Genomic DNA, 17,327 nt, shown 5'->3' with positions numbered 1-17,327 from the left:
CGGCTCAATCAACCCCCTATTACTCCCGCAGGGACATGAGATCGGTATTGCCTCCCACCGCCGCCGTATTGATACTTGTCGAGCGCTCAGTGGCAAAACGCAATAGATAATGGGGGCCACCGGCCTTAGGTCCCGTCCCTGAAAGCCCCTCCCCCCCAAAGGGTTGCACGCCGACTACAGCACCGATCATGTTGCGATTGACATAAACGTTGCCCACTTGAGCCCGGTTCTGGATATAACGGACCGTTTCATCCACGCGGCTATGAATTCCCAGGGTTAAGCCATATCCCGTCCGGTTGATGGCATCAATCACTTCATTGAGCTGCTGGGATGAATAGCGGATAACATGCAAGATAGGGCCAAAAACCTCATAAGTCAGTTGTGCCAAACTCTCCAGTTCATAGATCCGGGGCGCAAAATAACAACTCTCTTGAGCGTCTTCAGGTAAGGATAATCGGTAAAGCAAGCGCGCTTCCCGGTCCATTCGTTGGCAGTGGGCTTCGAGGCGGGCTTTGGCCTCCTCATCAATGAGAGGGCCTATATCGGTCTCAATCCGCCCCGGATCACCCATTCTAAGTTCCTCCATGGCGCCCATAAGCATTTCCAATATAGGCTCGGCCACTTCTTCCTGGAGAAACAGTACCCGCAATGCCGAACAACGTTGACCGGCGCTATTAAAGGCTGAACTCATGACATCCACTACCACCTGTTCCGGCAAGGCGGAGCTGTCCACGATCATGGCATTCTGGCCGCCGGTCTCGGCAATGAGCGGCACCATGGGCCCCTCACGCTCGGCCAATATCCGGTTAATGGCATGAGCGGTTTCGGTTGAACCGGTAAAGGCAACGCCACTAACCCGGGGATCGGCCACTAAAGCCTGACCCACGGCCGGACCTTCCCCTGGCAGGAGATGTAAAACCCGGGATGGAACACCCGCCTCATGTAACCATTGGATCACCAACCCTGCGATTAAGGGGGTCTGCTCAGCAGGTTTGGCAATCACTGCATTTCCCGCCGCCAACGCAGCCGCCACTTGGCCGGTGAAAATGGCCAGAGGAAAATTCCAAGGACTGATACAAACAAACACCCCGCGCCCATGAAGAGCCAACTCATTGCGCTCACCCGTGGGCCCTGGTAATCTCTTGGGCATAGCAAAGTGCCGACGGGCTTCAGCGGCATAATAACGACAAGCATCCACCGCCTCTCGCACTTCAGAGAGGGAGTCGGGAATACTCCTTCCCCCTTCGCGAATACACAAGGCCATCAGTTCAACTTGGCGCTCTTCAAATAAATCAGCCGCATGTTCCAGGCACTCGGCCCGCCCCAGGGCGGAGGTAGCATCCCAGCCGGGGGCGACGGAGGCGGCTTCAGCCAAAGCTTCAGCAATAGCTTCTTGACCGGCTTCAACCACCGTTCCCACCACTCGCTGCCGATTACTGGGATCTCGCACCACTCGCCCATTCCCCTCTCTCGCCTCGCCACTGACGATAGGCGACGCTTGCCTTTGCCGCCCCATAGCAGAGTCAAGTTCAGCCATTAAGCGATCCAAAGTGGTGGGATCATTCAGATTAATCCCCAAAGAATTACGCCGGTCTCTTCCATAAAGATTGGGCGGTAAGGGGATCCGGGGGTGGGGCTTAGAAGACAGGGTACGAACGTACTTAGCCGGGTCGGCCACCATCTGCTCGAGGGGCACTTTTTCATCCTCAATCCGGTTGACGAAAGAAGTGTTGGCGCCATTTTCCAGCAGCCGACGCACCAGATAAGGCAAAAGGTCTTTATAACCTCCCACGGGGGCATAGACTCGGCAGGGAACCTTAATTCCTTGTTCTCGCAAAGCACTATACAGGAGTTCTCCCATCCCATGTAACCGCTGAAATTCGAAACCCTCCTGCTCCCCCGCCACCTCCAACACCCAAGCCACGGTGTGGGCATTATGGGAGGCCAATTGAGGGTATAAGGCATCGCGAGCATTGAGCAATCGGCGGGCCAGGGCAAGGAAAGAGACATCCGTATTGGCCTTCCGGGTAAAAACCGGGTAGCCTGGTAATCCCTGTTCCTGGGCGCGCTTGATCTCCGTATCCCAGTAAGCGCCTTTGACCAAGCGCACTGGAATACGCCGACCTTCCTTTCGGGCGAGATCCAGCAAATACTCTAAGACTGGTACGGCCCGCTTTTGGTAGGCTTGTAGCGCCAGGCCGAAACCTTCCCATTTCTTTAGGGCGGGATCGCGGAATACGGCTTCAAAGACATCTAGCATCAACTCCAAACGATCGCTCTCCTCCGCATCCAGGGTTAAGCCGACGTTGGCAGCAAAAGCTTCACGGGCTAACGACAACACCCGAGGAACCAGCTCCGCTTGCACCCTTTTTCGTTGAGAAAAAGTGTAACGGGGATGTAGCGCCGAAAGCTTAACGGAGATTCCTACCGACTCTCGCTCCTGTTGGCCTTGCCCTACCTGGGTTAGGGCGGCAATCCCATGCCGATAGGCATGATAATATTGCTCAACACGGGCTTGAGTGAGGGCGACTTCACCCAGCATATCAAAGGAGTAGCGTTCATTCCTCCGGCGCTGCGTCAGGGCTTCCTCAATGGTAGGCGCCATAATGAATTGGCCACTAATAATGCGCATGGCTTGCCGGAGGGCTAACCGCACTAAGGATTCCCCCCCGCGCTTCACCAACCGTTTAAGAACGCCCCCACCATCATCAAGCAAGTGGGTTTCCAAACGCACCCATCGCCCCGTCAGCATCAACCCCCAGGTAGAGGCATTGACAAAGAGTGAATGGCTATGTCCAAGGTGCTTATCCCACTCGCCCTTGGTGAGTTTGTCATGGATAAGCCGGTCCGCATTCTCATCATCGGGGATCCGCAATAGGGCCTCGGCCAAGCACATGAGCACCACCCCTTCCTCACTGGAGAGATCATACTCATGGAGAAAAGCATCTAATCCCCCATGGCGATGACGCCTCTCGCGCACTAACTGCACCCATCGGCTTGCCCGCTGCTCCACTCGCTCACTGGCCTCCTGGTCCAACTCCGCCTCACGCAATAGGGACCGAATCCAGACGGTTTCATCGGCGAGATAGGCCGCGCTGACAGCAGCCCGCGGCGAGCTTGGGGAGGGTAATTCAATACCAGAAATCATGAGCTTCCTCGCTTTTTATAACAGTTCCCATTTAGTTAAGTGGGTTAAGGCGTGTTAGCGCCGTACCCACCAAAAATTAAGTGCTTAATGGTGGAACTATTTTTCAAGCTTGACTTGCCCTTCGCTGCAAGCAAGGTTTTCCAGCAGCTTCTTAGGCAATCAGCATCGGCCCCACGAATCGGCTAACATTGGTCAATCTCTTTCTGTAAATATAGTTCAGGAAAGCCGTAAAATTAGGGGGTAGCCCCTGCTATAGCGCGGGCAGCCTCGAATTGGGGGCAGAGTTAAAACAGAGACCGGGGGCGCTCAGCCCCCAATGCGTGACATTTCGACCTTATCGAAAGCAACTGTTTCCGCGCTGCGTAACTCTGAATAGCGGTCATTGCGGCGCCACCAGATGAGCTTGAGGAAAGCTGCAATATCAGCATCGGAACAATCACTGCGCAGGAGCCGCCGCAGATCATGGCCCCGGTTCCCAAACAAGCAGGTATAGAGCTGGCCATCGGCAGCAAGCCGGGCCCGGGTACAACCCCGGCAAAAGGGCTGGGTCACCGAGGCGATGATCCCAATTTCTCCCCCCCCATCACCATAGCGGTAACGGGTGGCCACCTCTCCAGGATAATGGGAAGCGATCCGTTCTAGGGGCCAGTGGGCAGCGATTTGGTCAATCATCTCTTGGGCCGAGACAACCTCTTCCCAGCACCAATCATTAGTGTGGCCCACATCCATGTATTCAATAAAACGGACAATATGACCACTATGCCGAAAATAGCGGGCCATGGGCACTATGTCCTGATTATTCACGCCACGTTTGACGACCATATTGATTTTGATTGGCATTAGCCCGGCTTTGGTGGCCGCCTCAATCCCCTCCAATACCTGGGCCAGAGGAAATTTAACGTCATTCATGGCCATAAAAGTGGTTTCATCCAGGGAATCCAGGCTTACCGTCACTCGCTTCAGACCCGCCTCCTTAAGCCTCTCTGCTCTAGAAGCCAGCAGGGAACCATTGGTGGTTAGTGTCAGGTCTTGCAGCGCCTCTATGGACGCCAACATCCGGACCAATTGCTCCAAATCTTGGCGAAGCAAGGGTTCACCCCCTGTGAGCCGGACTTTCTCAACGCCAAGAGTGACAAAGATCCGCACCAGGCGACTTATTTCCTCAAAAGTTAATAGCTCATTGCGGGGCAGAAAAGCCCACTTCCGCCCATAGATTTCCTTGGGCATGCAATAAGGACATCGAAAGTTACAGCGGTCAGTCACAGAGACCCGCAAATCCCGTAAAGGACGATCCAAGGTATCGACAACCGACAAGTACGTGTGTCCTTAACTCAAATTAAAATTTTGAAGCGTGTTGAGGGGCTAGGGAGAAAACACGCCTACCTCTCCAGGCTTTCGCAACATCTTATTGATCTCACCTTGATGGATCTCCTCCTCTGAAATCAATCGCCGTGCATATTCTTCAAGAAAAACCGAGCGATCTTTTACCAAATCCAACAATTCAAAATAGACCTTGAGGGTAGCCTTTTCATGCTCTAGGGATTCTCTCAAAATAGCCCCAATATCATGATTGTGGGTCTCCAACAAGGGGCCAATCCCCAAGGAAGGGTGGCCGCCAAGATGGGTAATCATTTCCCCCGCTTCATGAGCATGGGCAAGGCCTTCATCCGCTTCTTTGCGTAACCAAGAGACAATAGGTATCCGGCTATAGCCAAAAACCATGAACGAGTAATGGGTATAACGCACCACTCCCGCCAGCTCCATCTCCAGGATTTGATTAAGCTTGGCGATAACCGCCTCGGTATCAATATTTTCGCTACTCATCACGAGCCTCGCTGATTGCCCTTGTCTCGCTTCGGTCCGTCTTCCCAATGCTTATCAGCGTCTTCGCTCTTCCTTACCTCTTAAGAGTTCCAAGGCCGATAAGGTCCGCTTTACCCGTCGATTCGGAACCCCACCTTCAAGCTCACCTGCCAATGCTTGATCTGCCCCTTCTCATCAACCTCACCCCGGGTCTCGACCACCTCAAACCAGCGTAGGTTATGGAGGGTTTTCGAGGCTTTACTAAGCGCCTGTTGAACGGCATCCTCGATACTTTTAGTAGAGCTTCCCGTCAACTCTATCTTTTTATAGACATGATCTGACATAGAAATTTCCCCCTTACTATGAATGTCTATGTGTTCACCTAGGGCACCGTCATCAATTCAGACTTGCCCCCTTCACTCATAGCTTAGGCAATCGCCAGCCATACTGCCAAATTCAGCGTCCGCCCGGTACGGTATTCAATCTTGTACCTCCCTTCTGGATCCTGTCTAAATCTAATACTCCCTGCTCTTGGAAAGGAAAATCGTACCGCCCAAAGCCTAAGCTGCGGTCGAGGTGTAATCGTCCAGCGATTTCATAGCTCAACTTCTCTCGGCCTTGAAGGGAGAAAATCTGTTGAAGTAGGCTAATAAGGGTCGTCGTCGCCTGCACCTCCACCTCAGCGCTGCCAAAACGAGGCACGGAAAGGGATTGATTGCTTAGCCCCTGGGCAAGGGAATGCCCGTTCAAGATGAGTTCCACATTAATCCCATTAATGGGCAGGGCACTATCATTGGGATTATCGATACGTAAGCGTAGTAAAAAAGTCTGCGCCAGCATACTCGCTTCTTGGAATTGGAGATGAGTAAGGTAAACCCGTGGCCGTTCATAGTTTGAAAGGGTGGCACAGGCCATCAACGCTAAGCTCAAAAGAGTGAGTACCCCCCATTTGGGGTCTAAAATTCTTCTAAAGAAAGTAATTTTTGGCAACCCGCTTCCTAACCATTAAGGGATTTGGTAAGCCCGCGTTTCATCAATTAGTTGCTTGAGCCATTTGATATAAGGGGTTCCCCCCGTGCCCAAGGGATCATCCGTCTGATTCTGGATATATTCTCGGGCCAAGCCATAGTGAAATTCCCGGAAACTGGCTATCGCTTCCAACACCTGATTATAGATTTCTTTCTCCCCATAGGGGCGCAGGTCCGGTAACTCCTCTACCGCCTTGAGCACTTGGAGATGTTCTTTTGGCATGTAGCGGCGCATATCGGCCAGATGCTCAGTCAGGGACGAAGGTTGATGGGGGATTTTGAGCAAAGCCACCAACAGAGGCATAACACTACTTTGGGCACCGGTCTCGCCGCGGAAATCCATGGGCGCTTGCTTCACGCCCTCATAGATGACATTCTCGAAGTAGCGAATGTAGGGCCGGAAAGTTCGATAGTAAAGCGCTGGGTCCATTCGTTCCGGAATCCGCCTGAGAACAGCGACTTGACGCCAAACCGTTTCCCCGATGGCCTGGAGAACCGAATTGATCAGATCATCCTGCCACGGTTCTTGCAGTAACCGGCCAATCCCCGAAAAGATACCGGCGGCAAGGGCCTCGATCTCCACATGAACCAAGATAAACCAATGCTCATCGTAAAGATGAACGAAATTCTGCAAGGTGTCGATGTTGCCTAATGCAATGGGCTCTTCGGAACGGAAACGTTTCCAGTTATAGAGGGCATAACCGTCATAACTGAGGATGGGGGGCCGTTTCAGCAGGGCGCAAGCCTGGCAAAGGGGGCGGGCAATATTAGGGGGTAATCGGGTCGCCCGAGGTTCTCCCACCTGATTAATATAAGCTGAAGCCAAAAATCCCAGACGCAAATAATAGAGCCGCAGTTCAGGTAGATCCTGGGGACGGTTCCGCTCTCCTGGCCAGAAGGGTATCTGCTGCTCCCGCAAGTACTGGCGGCATCCGGGATCCTGTAACAAGCTGGGCAAATCCCGGCCAAGCTCATCAAACACAGCCCATTCAGAATCACAGGGAAAGTGCCGAACCGGATCAGGCTCGGGCAGAAATCCTCGCCGGGTAAAAGATCTATTCAGAGCCAAATCCCACTTATTCATGGCCAGAATGTTCCATCTCACCCTTCTGCTGGGCCTGCCTCATCCAGATCGAAGCGAATCCCCTGGGCCAAAGGCAACTCCGTGCCCCAATTCAGGGTATTGGTCTGCCGCCGCATATAGTTTCGCCAGGCATCAGAGCCTGCCTCCCGGCCCCCGCCGGTTTCCTTTTCACCGCCAAAAGCCCCCCCGATTTCAGCTCCCGAGGTCCCAATATTAATGTTGGCGATACCACAGTCACTGCCCCAGTGGGAGAGAAACTGTTCTGCATGACGGAGATTATTGGTAAACAGGGAGGAGGAAAACCCTTGGGGCGCGGCATTGTTAAGTTCAATGGCCTCATCCAGGGTTTTAAAAGGGAGCAGATAAAGGATAGGCGCAAAGGTCTCTTGCTGCACAATCTCCCAATGATTTTCGGCCCGGACCAAGGTAGGCTCGACAAAATATCCAGGTTTCTGGAGCACCCGGCCCCCGTAGAGAATCTCAGCTCCCTGCTGCTTAAGCGCTTCAATGGCATGGCTAAATCTGGTCACGGCCCCCCTATCAATGAGGGGCCCCACTAAGGTCTTTTTGTCTAGGGGATCCCCAATGGGGAGCTGGGGGTAAACATGAATGAGCCGGGAAATCAGTTCCTCATAGCGGCTTTGGTGAACAATAAGACGCCGTGTGGTGGTACAACGCTGCCCCGCCGTACCTACCGCTCCAAAGACCACCGCCGGCACAGCTAGGTCAAGATCAGCGGTTTCATCCACAATCACTGCATTATTGCCAGAGAGTTCCAGGAGGCTCCGTCCCAACCGTGAGGCCACCAACTCACCCACTCGCCGCCCGACCTCGGTTGAGCCGGTGAAGGAAATCAGGGGAAGCCGTGAATCTTGCACCAAACTTTCGGCAAGTTGATTCTCATCGGTAACCAAGAGACTAAACACCCCTGGATAACCGGCCTCTTCCATCGCTCGGTTGCAAAGGTGCTGCACCGCCACCGCCGTTAGAGGCGCCTTGGGTGAAGGCTTCCAAATCACCGTATTGCCACAGATGGCGGCAATCAGGGCATTCCAAGCCCACACCGCGACCGGAAAATTAAAAGCGGTAATCACGCCAACCACCCCTAAGGGGTGCCATTGTTCATACATGCGGTGGCGGGGACGTTCCGAGTGCATCGTCTTGCCGTAGAGCATCCGCGACTGGCCCACGGCGAAATCCGCCATATCAATCATTTCCTGCACTTCCCCATCCCCTTCCTCCTTGATCTTGCCCGTCTCCAAGCTCACCAGGCTGCCCAATAGATCCTTATGGGCCCGCAGGGCCTGCCCCAGCCGACGCACCAACTCTCCCCGTACCGGAGCGGGGACGATACGCCAAGTTCTGAAGCTCTCCTGGGAGGTGCTAATAAGGGTTTCCACATCGGAGGCAGTGGCTCCCCCGACACTGGCGATCCGCTGCCCAGCCGCCGGATTGATGGAATCAATTCCCCGCTTAGTATCTTTTCCAGACCAACGTCCCGGTCCCCCACAAACCCCTGGATTGAAATCTTCTAGGCCCAGATCCTTAAGTAATGTCATCGTGAACTTACCTTTGCTGCGGAAGGGGGGTGTTTTTCTTCCAGATCTTGAAAAGTCCGGACAATACGCTCCACCGCCCAATGGATTTGCTCTCGGGTAATGGTGAGCGGGGGTGCCAATCGAACCACCACCTCATGGGTTTCCTTGCTTAACAGCCCCTGTTCCATCAAAGCCTCGCAAACGGTTCGCGCCGTCACCCGTTGCGGATCAACCTCAATGCCAATAAACAGGCCCCGGCCCCGGATCTCGCGAATCAGGGGGCTTTGCAGCCGCTGAAGCTGTTGCAATAAGTCATCTCCCAGTTCAGCCGAGCGTTCTGGTAGCCGATCTTCAACCAGAATTTTGAGGGCTTTCAAGGCCACGGCACAAGCTAAGGGATTACCCCCAAAAGTACTGCCGTGATCCCCAGGCTGAAAAACCCCCATGACCTCCTCCCGGGCCAGAAACAAGGAAATGGGTAACAGCCCCCCACCCAGGGCCTTGCCAAGAATGAGGCCATCCGGTTGGACTCCTTCATGCTGGCAGGCAAACAACTTACCGGTGCGTCCCAACCCGGTCTGAACTTCATCACAGATGAGCAGAACATTATGACGGCGGCAGATCTCGGCACATCCCCGGAGATAACCCTTATCCGGGATAATAATGCCCCCTTCACCTTGAATCGGTTCGACCAAAAAAGCGGCGGTATGAGGCGTTATTGCTGCCTCCAAGGCTTCCAAGTCATTATAGGGAATGCATTTTAAACCCCCAGGAAAGGGCCCAAAGCCTTCTTGATACTGGGCTTCAGAGGAAAGACCCACAATGGCGATGGTACGTCCATGGAAATTCCCCTCACAGGCGAGGATTTCCGCTTGCCCTGCCGGGACTCCTTTGACTTGATAAGCCCACTTGCGGGCTGCTTTAAGCGCGGTTTCCACGGCCTCCGCACCGGTATTCATGGGGAGAGCCCGGTCGTGCCCACTCAACTCGCACGCATACTTTAGCAACGGCCCTAGTCGATCGGTATAAAAGGCTCGGGAAGTCAGGGTCAAGCGCTGGGCCTGGTGGGTCAGGGCCTGAACGAGTCGGGGATCGGCATGGCCGTGACCCACCGCCGAATAGGCACTCATCATATCCAGGTAACGCTTTCCTTCCGTATCCCAGAGATAGACTCCTTCGCCCCGGGTCAATACCACCGGCAGCGGATGGTAATTATGGGCTGAGTACCGATTTTCCAATTCGATAATTGGGTTCATGGGTAAACCTCTGTGGCGTAAATGCCGAGCACAGCAACTCACCAATGGGGCTGGTTTCTGGCAGGTGACCGTCCTTTAACATCCTGACGCAGATCTCCCCGCATTTATCGACTTGCTCTTCAAATTGGACCCCCAGGACGCTGCTTTTGTTCAGGGATAGCGTTTCCCTTATAGGAGGATTGAGAATTGAGAATTAAGGTCCTGCTAGGTCGATATTCGTATCTCATTTATTCGGGAAACGCTATATGTATCCCGGCAAAAATTTTGAGATATTGGAGCGAGGGGGTAGTGTGGAGCCAGGAGACAGGGGTGTGCCGGGCGCGAATCGGGACATCCAGAGGATGCTCTCAGGGGGCGCGTCAGGGAGGGCGCGCATCAAACCCTTACCCATCGCTGCTTGTTAATTCTCCTAAAATAAAATATTTAGCCGCGAATTAGCGCCTATGAACGCAAATATTTCAATCGCTTAAAGACAGGCAGGCGTTGATCCGCCAGAAAATCATTCCAGGCCATTTTTTATAAGCGTTTATTCGCGTGCATTGGCGGCTAAAAACCGAATCTAGGTTGTTCCTCGTCTCTATTTCTTTGTCCCTGTCGGTAGGTTCTAGCGTAGAGCCCCACCGCTACCTACAAAGGCTTTCCACCAGCCTCTAAACATCCCCATATGTTATTCATAGGCACTAAGCTTACATCCAGGTCATTTGAACGCCCAGTGGCCGCTAAAGTCAAAATAGAATAGGAATATCCACCTTGAGGATTTGGAAATGGGAGACCCCTATACCCTCTTTGCAAAAGGTCTCGTCACTGCATTACTTGAGGAGGCCCCTCAATTAATCCCCGATCCTGATAATCCCTACCGGGTGCGGGCACCCCGACCCGATGGAAGCTTTGCCAGCCTTGATCTCACTCCCTTCCAAGGTCAACCCCAACCGGTCTCGGCTCTTCCCTACTTTCAGCATGTCCTCACCATGGACGATTTGCTGGATGCTTACCACCAAGCCAGCAAGGCCATGCCCTTAGAAGGAGACCTGCCCGGGATGACCATCAGCCCACCGGCCCGCTCCTTTTTAGAGGATTTGCTCGGGCAGGCGCAGGCCGCCTTAGCGGACACCCATGCTCAACGTATCGCCCGTTTCGTGCAAAATTTCGATATTTATGTAGCCGTCAAGGCAGTGGAGTCCCTGCTCAACAGCCGGGCCGATCTTGCCTTGCTTGGGATTGCCGAAGAACAAGGCTGGGTCGTGCATTTTGACCATGTGGCTATCCGCTGCGGTTCGGGAGCCACCCAAGATGCAGAGAGGGTGGCCCAACTATTACAAACAACACACGGTTATCTGCCAAGCCAGGTTCCTGAAGAAGCCGCCTACCAATTTCCGGACGGCTGGAATGCTTATCCGTTATACAAAATATTGTCGAACGGCCAGGTGCTGCGGATATTTTTAGATCAATCCGATGCCGAGGCGCCGGCCCAAATCATCCAGCACTGGAATCGAGTTTATGGTTTTACGGCTCATCACTTGGCTCTACGGGCCAGTCGGCAAGACTCAGATAAGCGCCGGGCTATGAGCTTGGAAGCCCTTATCCAGGCCTTGAAAAAAGCGGGAATAGCTTCCAGGGAGGCGACGGGCCAGTATACGGCAGGATTACTATTGCAAGTCTTTGTCCAACCCGAGCGTCATGTAAAAGTGGCCCTGAAGATCAAACAAGAACTTGCCGCCATTGATCCCAGTCTTGAACGCAGCATTGAAAACGGCAAGCTATTGGAGTTGGTTTCACGGCGCGAGATGCCGTCCCTCTTAGGGAAAGAATATTTCGCTCTTTATGGCCTCACCTATGAACAGAGCGACCCTCTCCATTCAGCGCCCTACTATCATTATTTTCTTCCCGCGCAAGCGGCCCATGTGATCCGGACCTCGGTCGCCAGTTAACTCAGTCTAAATAGCGTTCGGTTTTCCCGCTTTGCCAACTCTTGGGGTTGCTTCTTGAGATCGGATTCGACTCGCACATTCAATAACTCTCTTGCCTTTTTCCCTTAACACCTAAACCTTCCTTAAAACTTTTTCTCCAGGCTGACAAGGTGAGGCTAGCCTGAATTTTTCACCACCAAGACACAAAGAACACGAGGATGAGGGAATCTCAGTCAGTTGGGAGAAATTGATGGATATGCTCATTGCTAACGAAGCAAATTATTTTAATCTATTTACCTTTTTGATTTCTTTGTGCCCTTAGTGCCTTTGTGGTGATCTCATGAATTATCCAGGCTAGTCATGGTGAAACTCCAAGGATCTATCACCTACTCATGACTAACGCACTCCAAGCGCTTTGAGAACGCCGAGAACAGCCGGGCCTATAGCCACCAGGAAAAAGGATGGCAGTATGCAAAAGATGAGGGGAAAAATCATTTTGGTGCCCATCTTTGCCGCCATTTCCTCAGCCCGCTGCATCCGTTTATCCCGGAATTCATCGGAGTAAATTCGCAGGGTATCCGCGATGCTGGTGCCGAAACGCAAGCTTTGGGAAAGGAAAGCAACGAAGCTGTGGATCTCCTCTATTCCAGCTCGCGCGGAAAAATTTTTCAATGCCTCGACGCGATTTACCCCCGCCCGGATCTCCATATTCACTAAAGTCAGCTCCCCGGAAAGTACGGGATGGCTGACAGCACATTCCTCCGCTACTCGCTTTAAAGCCGCATTCAACCCCAAACCAGCCTCAGTACAAGTGATAAGCAAATCGAGCACATCGGGAAAACCGTTGTAAATCTGGCGCTGACGTTTTTTAATCAGTCGTTCTAGAACAATATTCGGGAACAATAGCCCGATAAAACTTAAAAACAAACCTAAGAAAACAATCTGGAAGGTTGTAAATTTAGGATAAAAAATTGTCGTTAAAAATATTGCAATCGCCGGTAGAATAATTCCTGAAAGCAGCTTAATAGCATAAAACAGGGTAAGTGCATTACCTGAGCGGTAACCGGCGTGAACCAGCTTAGTGGTGGTTTTGGATCGTTCCCATTCTTGCCTCGGTAAGATATAGGGTGATAAAGGCGCTATCGCTTCCGCTACCGCATCCGTGGTTTTCCTATCATGATGTCCGGAATTGGCTATGGAACGCAGCCGTCGGCGCACTGGATCGGACAATCCAGCGACGAGCAACAATAAGGCCAGCACAAAAAGAGTGGTCGCCACACCCATGATAACGGCAAAAAACCACGTGGTTTGGCCAGGTTCACTCAGCAATTTGGACAAAGTTTGCAGAAGATATTCCATGAGGGCCCCCTCAAACATCAATACGGATAATACGACGCATCCAAAAAACACCCACCATGATATTAATAAAAGCCAACAGGATTAGGGTTCGACCCAAGGGTTCCTTTACCAACATAGGCAGGTATTCAGGATTAATCACATGGAGTGCCGCTGACAGGACAAAGGGTACTAAAGTCAGGATCCAAGCGGAAAGCCGTCCTTCCGCCGTGAAAGTCCGTACCTTGCGCTGAAACCGAAATCGCCCTCGCACTACTGCGGCAATCTTCTCCAGGATCTCTGCTAGATTACCGCCCGTATCCCGCTGAACTAAGACTCCAGTCACCACAGCCATCAGACTCATGCTGGGAACCCGCTGTAATAGACTGAGGAATGCAGTTTTGATATTCATTCCATAATTAATGTCCGCAAATGTGGTACGAAATTCTTTGGCCAAAGGATCCCGCATTTCTTCTGAGGCGACGTGCAGCGTTTCCACAAAAGGGTATCCCGCCTTCATCGCCCGGCTCATGATATCAAGGGCCTCAGGCAACTGTTCCTCAAATTTTCCTATCCGCTTGTCCCGCTCTATGCGTATCCTTAAGATAGGAAAAATAAAACTCACGAAGGCCACCAGGAATCCCAATAATGGGGACCGGGCCAAAACCCACACCAACAACCCAAGGCCCATACCCAGGCTAAAAGCGAACAATACGACCCGATAAGCGGCGGTCTCCCGACCGGATTGCTTGATAAGCAGGCTCAGCCGCACCATTCCTGGCAGCCCTTCTATCCAGCGTTCAAGGGGCGAGAGTTTATGAAAGCTTTTCTCCCGTAACAGAGAGATCGCCGCAGGATCTAATTCCTCTATGGCTCCCTGAATACGCCGCCGCAGATTTTTCGCCGCCTGGGCTGAGGTTCCAAAGGTGGGGACGATAATAGCGGTGGCAAGCAGGAATACCGCCAGAAACACCATAATCAAAAAGATCAGCTGGTCACCGGCCATAGAATACACCCTGTCCTTTATTACATTTGACGATCAGGATCGAAAAGATCAAAATCGAGCTCAATTCCTCGCTGGCGCAAACGTTCATGAAACTTAGGCACCAGTCCCGTGGACTGGAAGCGGCCTTGCACATTGCCATCGCCGTCGATACCTTGGCGATGAAATTTGAAGATTTCCGACATGGTGATCACATCCCCCTCCATCCCCTGGATCTCTTGCAGGCTGACCACTCTGCGCTTGCCATCCTCCATCCGCTCGAGCTGGATGACGATATGGATAGCAGAAGCCATCTGCGCACGCATGGCGCGAATAGGCAGATTAAATCCGGCCATCGTGACCATGGTTTCAAGGCGGGAGAGCGCATCGCGAGGGCTATTGGCGTGAATCGTCGTAAGTGATCCATCATGGCCCGTATTCATCGCCTGGAGCATATCCAAAGCCTCGGCCCCACGCACCTCACCGACAATGATTCGATCCGGGCGCATGCGCAGACTATTGCGGACCAGATCCCGCTGCGTCACCTCCCCTTTGTTTTCAATGTTGGGCGGTCGTGTCTCCAGCCGCACCACATGGGGTTGTTGCAGTTGCAGTTCCGCCGAGTCCTCGATAGTTACGATCCGCTCATTATGGGGAATAAATCCAGAAAGCACATTGAGCAAGGTGGTCTTGCCCGATCCGGTGCCGCCTGAGATCAAAACATTTAACCTCGCCTTCACAATCGCGCTGATGACCTCTGCAATCATTGCAGTAATGCTCCCATACTCAATCAGGTCTTCAGTACTGGGGCGATACACGGAAAAGCGGCGTATCGACAACATGGGACCGTCAATCGCCAAGGGCGGGATGATCACATTCACCCGGGAACCATCTTTCAGGCGGGCATCGACCATGGGAGAAGACTCATCAATGCGGCGTCCCACATTGGAAACAATGCGGTCAATGATATTCCTCAGATGGGCGTCATCCCTGAACTGCACCTCAGTGCGTTTAATTTTTCCATGCCGCTCCACATAGACCGAATCGTGACCATTGACGAGGATATCAGAGACACTCGGGTCAGCCAGCAGGGGTTCCAAAGGTCCCAAGCCCAGAATTTCATCTTCGATCTGCGTCACCAAACGCTGCCGCGTCGCAGCGGGCAGGGGAACGGATTCCTCTATCATGAGGCGGTTAACCACCTCACGAATCTGGGTGCGCGCCTGTTTTTCCTCAAGTCCCGTGACTAAAGAGAGATCAATGACTTTAAGAAGTTTCTGGTGGATATGATGCTTCCACTCTCTTTCCAGGGCGGACGCCGTTTCCTTTGCAGGGGACTGATCGTGAGATGCCGGCGGGGGAGTATTCGCCGGTACCAAGCTCTCTTGGGAGCCCGCGTTACGCATTCTTTCCTTTAAATTCATAATTGAATACCCTTAAAAGCTAATGCGGCAGAAAGTACGATAGCGCCCTTCGCAATATATTTTGTGATTGCGTTTGGGGTTTACCACTGAGTTTCACCGCCACCTCAAGGACGGCTTTAGTAATCGCCGCATTCTTTTCGCTCTCAAAAAGGGGAACACCCGTGTTAATGGACTGCATGACTCGTTTAAAATCATTGGGGATGAGCAAAAAACTCGAAATCTTCAAGGCATCCCTCAGATCGGCCAGGCTAATCGCATTCTTATCTTGATGGCGATTCACCACCACATAGATATTTTCATCCAATACCGCCAAATCCCGTTGGACAATTTGTAGCAGCCGTTTGGCATCGCGGATGCTGGTTAAACTCTCCTGCATCACGATGATGACATGATGAGCCCGCTCCAATACCGTGCTTGTCAAGGAGTCGATTTGCCGAGGTAAATCGACTACGACATGCTCATAAGTTTGGAGGGAGATATCCAGGAGACGATTGAGATCTTTTTCAGAGATTTCCCAAGGGAGCAATACTTGCTCAGAGGCGGATGCCAAAAGGTGTAACCCGCTAGGGTGTTTTCCCATATAGCCTTCAAGAGCAACCCCATCGAGTTGGTCCACCGCAGCAAACACCTCTGAGAGGCTGTTGCGAATATTCATATCCAGATAGAGAGGAAGATTGCCAAACTGGAGGTCCATATCCATTAAAGCGACCTTGATCCCGGAGTGGACAGTCATCATATGGGCGATATTACAGGCAAGGAACGTCGCCCCTGATCCGTTGGTCCCATTGATAACCGCCGTCAACACGCCTTGCCCCGTTACCGCCGGCGAATGAAGGTCTTTCACAATTTGCAATGTGGAAGCCAATAGTTCTTCTGGCGGTGCTGGATGGGTAAAAAAGTCACGGGCACCCGCCTGCATTGCTCTTCGCATGACTTGGGTATTTCCCGCGGGTCCGATGGCAATCATCGGCAAGCCTTGGGAAGCAGCACGGGTTCTAAGGGCGCGCAGTTCCTCTTCCCAAGCAGCACTTAGGACCAGCACAAGAATATCGGGTTGGACGGTTATCCCATATAAGGGATCGGTATGGCCATTTTCCATGTGGTGAATGCGCACCTGTAACTCTGACGGGTCACAAAATAAACGTCCCATCGCCTGTAGATGCTGTTTATCCCGCCCCGCAACAAGAATCATGGGTTTGTTTTTCATCAATATCTGCTCCTGACCTTTAATTCCTCGCTTGGAGTTTGGCTAAGCCTTGCTGTACTGTTCCCGACAGCCGCACTCGCCTTGTTTCCTCCTCGCTGGAGGGGCATCCCACTTCCTTGTGCTTCTTCAACGGTTAAACCCCAAAACATTCTCGGGTCCCTAGATCGGGGATATAGCCCAGGCTTTCAACGGGGAGTGTGGTGCTAAAGGCAGGCACCTCCAGGGTTTGCCCCACAAAGGGAATCAGTAAAGTATGCTGATAATTAGTGATGCCAACCCGTACATAGGCGATGTCGGCAAAAGTTGCCGTGGCCGCACCCCCATTATCAAGATAATTGAGGGTCACGTTGCCCGCCGACAAGCCGCTGAGAATGGGGCTGGAATCCCCCCCATCTGGCTCGCCGAAGATGGTAATGCGAGCGATAGCAGGATGATTTACGGGACAGACAGTGGCAACCCGCGCCCCGCGCCGCGTTGCTTCGGCAATGGTGTTCCAGACGAAAAATGCCCGCGCGACTTCAATAACCCCAAATAGCACGATCATGACTAGGCCAGCAATGAGCGAAAACTCCACCGTGGTCAGTCCTTGCTGTGATGTCTTCATACAACCCTCTT

General features: G+C 52.6%; 14 protein-coding genes. 1 reads left to right on the top strand and 13 read right to left on the bottom strand.

Annotated features, from left to right (window positions below; all coding sequences use genetic code 11):
* Positions 1-19: 19 nt before the first annotated feature.
* The 8 genes from putA to rocD form a co-directional block, all read right to left on the bottom strand.
* Complete coding sequence (gene putA, locus NHAL_RS07010; RefSeq protein WP_013032479.1) at positions 20-3,148, bottom strand: bifunctional proline dehydrogenase/L-glutamate gamma-semialdehyde dehydrogenase PutA; 3,129 nt, start codon at positions 3,146-3,148, stop codon at positions 20-22.
* A 306-nt stretch (positions 3,149-3,454) separates the two neighbouring features.
* Entirely contained in the window at positions 3,455-4,462 is a 1,008-nt protein-coding gene (moaA, locus tag NHAL_RS07005) for a GTP 3',8-cyclase MoaA (protein ID WP_013032478.1), read from the bottom strand.
* 48 nt (positions 4,463-4,510) lie between these two features.
* A complete protein-coding gene (locus tag NHAL_RS07000; protein WP_013032477.1) occupies positions 4,511-4,972 on the bottom strand; it encodes a ferritin-like domain-containing protein in 462 nt (153 codons plus the stop codon).
* A gap of 110 nt (positions 4,973-5,082) precedes the next feature.
* Entirely contained in the window at positions 5,083-5,295 is a 213-nt protein-coding gene (locus NHAL_RS06995; RefSeq protein ID WP_013032476.1) for a dodecin, read from the bottom strand.
* Between the two features lie 112 nt (positions 5,296-5,407).
* Positions 5,408-5,881: an LEA/WHy family protein gene (locus tag NHAL_RS06990; protein ID WP_238985462.1), complete on the bottom strand. Its 474-nt coding sequence runs from the start codon at positions 5,879-5,881 to the stop codon at positions 5,408-5,410.
* A 75-nt stretch (positions 5,882-5,956) separates the two neighbouring features.
* Positions 5,957-7,063 carry a PrnB family protein gene (locus NHAL_RS06985; protein WP_013032474.1) on the bottom strand — a complete coding sequence of 369 codons (1,107 nt, stop codon included), beginning with the start codon at positions 7,061-7,063 and terminating at the stop codon, positions 5,957-5,959.
* Between the two features lie 17 nt (positions 7,064-7,080).
* On the bottom strand, positions 7,081-8,622 hold the full coding sequence (gene amaB / locus NHAL_RS06980; protein ID WP_013032473.1) for an L-piperidine-6-carboxylate dehydrogenase: 1,542 nt from the start codon (positions 8,620-8,622) through the stop codon (positions 7,081-7,083).
* Entirely contained in the window at positions 8,619-9,857 is a 1,239-nt protein-coding gene (gene rocD, locus NHAL_RS06975; protein WP_013032472.1) for an ornithine--oxo-acid transaminase, read from the bottom strand. Before rocD ends, amaB begins: the two co-directional genes overlap by 4 nt.
* Positions 9,858-10,621: 764 nt before the next feature.
* On the opposite strand from rocD, the gene NHAL_RS06970 reads away from it, so the two are divergent.
* Positions 10,622-11,785 carry a hypothetical protein gene (locus NHAL_RS06970; protein ID WP_013032471.1) on the top strand — a complete coding sequence of 388 codons (1,164 nt, stop codon included), beginning with the start codon at positions 10,622-10,624 and terminating at the stop codon, positions 11,783-11,785.
* A gap of 375 nt (positions 11,786-12,160) precedes the next feature.
* Here the strand turns inward: NHAL_RS06970 and NHAL_RS06965 are convergent, their stop codons facing one another.
* The 5 genes from NHAL_RS06965 to NHAL_RS06945 all read right to left on the bottom strand — a co-directional run bounded on the left by NHAL_RS06965 (position 12,161) and on the right by NHAL_RS06945 (position 17,316).
* Entirely contained in the window at positions 12,161-13,123 is a 963-nt protein-coding gene (locus NHAL_RS06965) for a type II secretion system F family protein (protein ID WP_013032470.1), read from the bottom strand.
* Positions 13,124-13,133: 10 nt separating this feature from the next.
* The gene (locus NHAL_RS06960; RefSeq protein ID WP_013032469.1) at positions 13,134-14,105 is read right to left on the bottom strand and encodes a type II secretion system F family protein; all 972 of its coding nucleotides are present in this window, start codon (positions 14,103-14,105) and stop codon (positions 13,134-13,136) included.
* 20 nt (positions 14,106-14,125) lie between these two features.
* Positions 14,126-15,505, bottom strand: a complete 1,380-nt coding sequence (locus NHAL_RS06955; RefSeq protein ID WP_013032468.1) for a TadA family conjugal transfer-associated ATPase — start codon at positions 15,503-15,505, stop codon at positions 14,126-14,128.
* Positions 15,506-15,524: 19 nt separating this feature from the next.
* On the bottom strand, positions 15,525-16,712 hold the full coding sequence (locus NHAL_RS06950; RefSeq protein ID WP_013032467.1) for a CpaE/TadZ family protein: 1,188 nt from the start codon (positions 16,710-16,712) through the stop codon (positions 15,525-15,527).
* Between the two features lie 133 nt (positions 16,713-16,845).
* A complete protein-coding gene (locus NHAL_RS06945; protein ID WP_013032466.1) occupies positions 16,846-17,316 on the bottom strand; it encodes a TadE/TadG family type IV pilus assembly protein in 471 nt (156 codons plus the stop codon).
* Positions 17,317-17,327 lie beyond the last annotated feature (11 nt).

Origin of the sequence: Nitrosococcus halophilus Nc 4 (assembly GCF_000024725.1) — a bacterium.
GTDB classification, from domain to species: Bacteria; Pseudomonadota; Gammaproteobacteria; order Nitrosococcales; family Nitrosococcaceae; genus Nitrosococcus; species Nitrosococcus halophilus.
Note: the sequence above shows the minus strand (reverse complement) of the source record. Positions and strands in the feature narration are given on the sequence as shown.

Coding starts and splice junctions, on each gene's coding strand:
- NHAL_RS07000 (WP_013032477.1), bottom strand. CDS start 4,972: ATGAGTAGCGAAAATATTGATACCGAGGCGGTTATCGCCAAGCTTAAT.
- NHAL_RS06985 (WP_013032474.1), bottom strand. CDS start 7,063: ATGAATAAGTGGGATTTGGCTCTGAATAGATCTTTTACCCGGCGAGGA.
- amaB (WP_013032473.1), bottom strand. CDS start 8,622: ATGACATTACTTAAGGATCTGGGCCTAGAAGATTTCAATCCAGGGGTT.
- NHAL_RS06950 (WP_013032467.1), bottom strand. CDS start 16,712: ATGAAAAACAAACCCATGATTCTTGTTGCGGGGCGGGATAAACAGCAT.
- NHAL_RS06965 (WP_013032470.1), bottom strand. CDS start 13,123: ATGGAATATCTTCTGCAAACTTTGTCCAAATTGCTGAGTGAACCTGGC.
- rocD (WP_013032472.1), bottom strand. CDS start 9,857: ATGAACCCAATTATCGAATTGGAAAATCGGTACTCAGCCCATAATTAC.
- NHAL_RS06960 (WP_013032469.1), bottom strand. CDS start 14,105: ATGGCCGGTGACCAGCTGATCTTTTTGATTATGGTGTTTCTGGCGGTA.
- NHAL_RS06955 (WP_013032468.1), bottom strand. CDS start 15,505: ATGAATTTAAAGGAAAGAATGCGTAACGCGGGCTCCCAAGAGAGCTTG.
- putA (WP_013032479.1), bottom strand. CDS start 3,148: ATGATTTCTGGTATTGAATTACCCTCCCCAAGCTCGCCGCGGGCTGCT.
- NHAL_RS06945 (WP_013032466.1), bottom strand. CDS start 17,316: ATGAAGACATCACAGCAAGGACTGACCACGGTGGAGTTTTCGCTCATT.
- NHAL_RS06970 (WP_013032471.1), top strand. CDS start 10,622: ATGGGAGACCCCTATACCCTCTTTGCAAAAGGTCTCGTCACTGCATTA.
- NHAL_RS06995 (WP_013032476.1), bottom strand. CDS start 5,295: ATGTCAGATCATGTCTATAAAAAGATAGAGTTGACGGGAAGCTCTACT.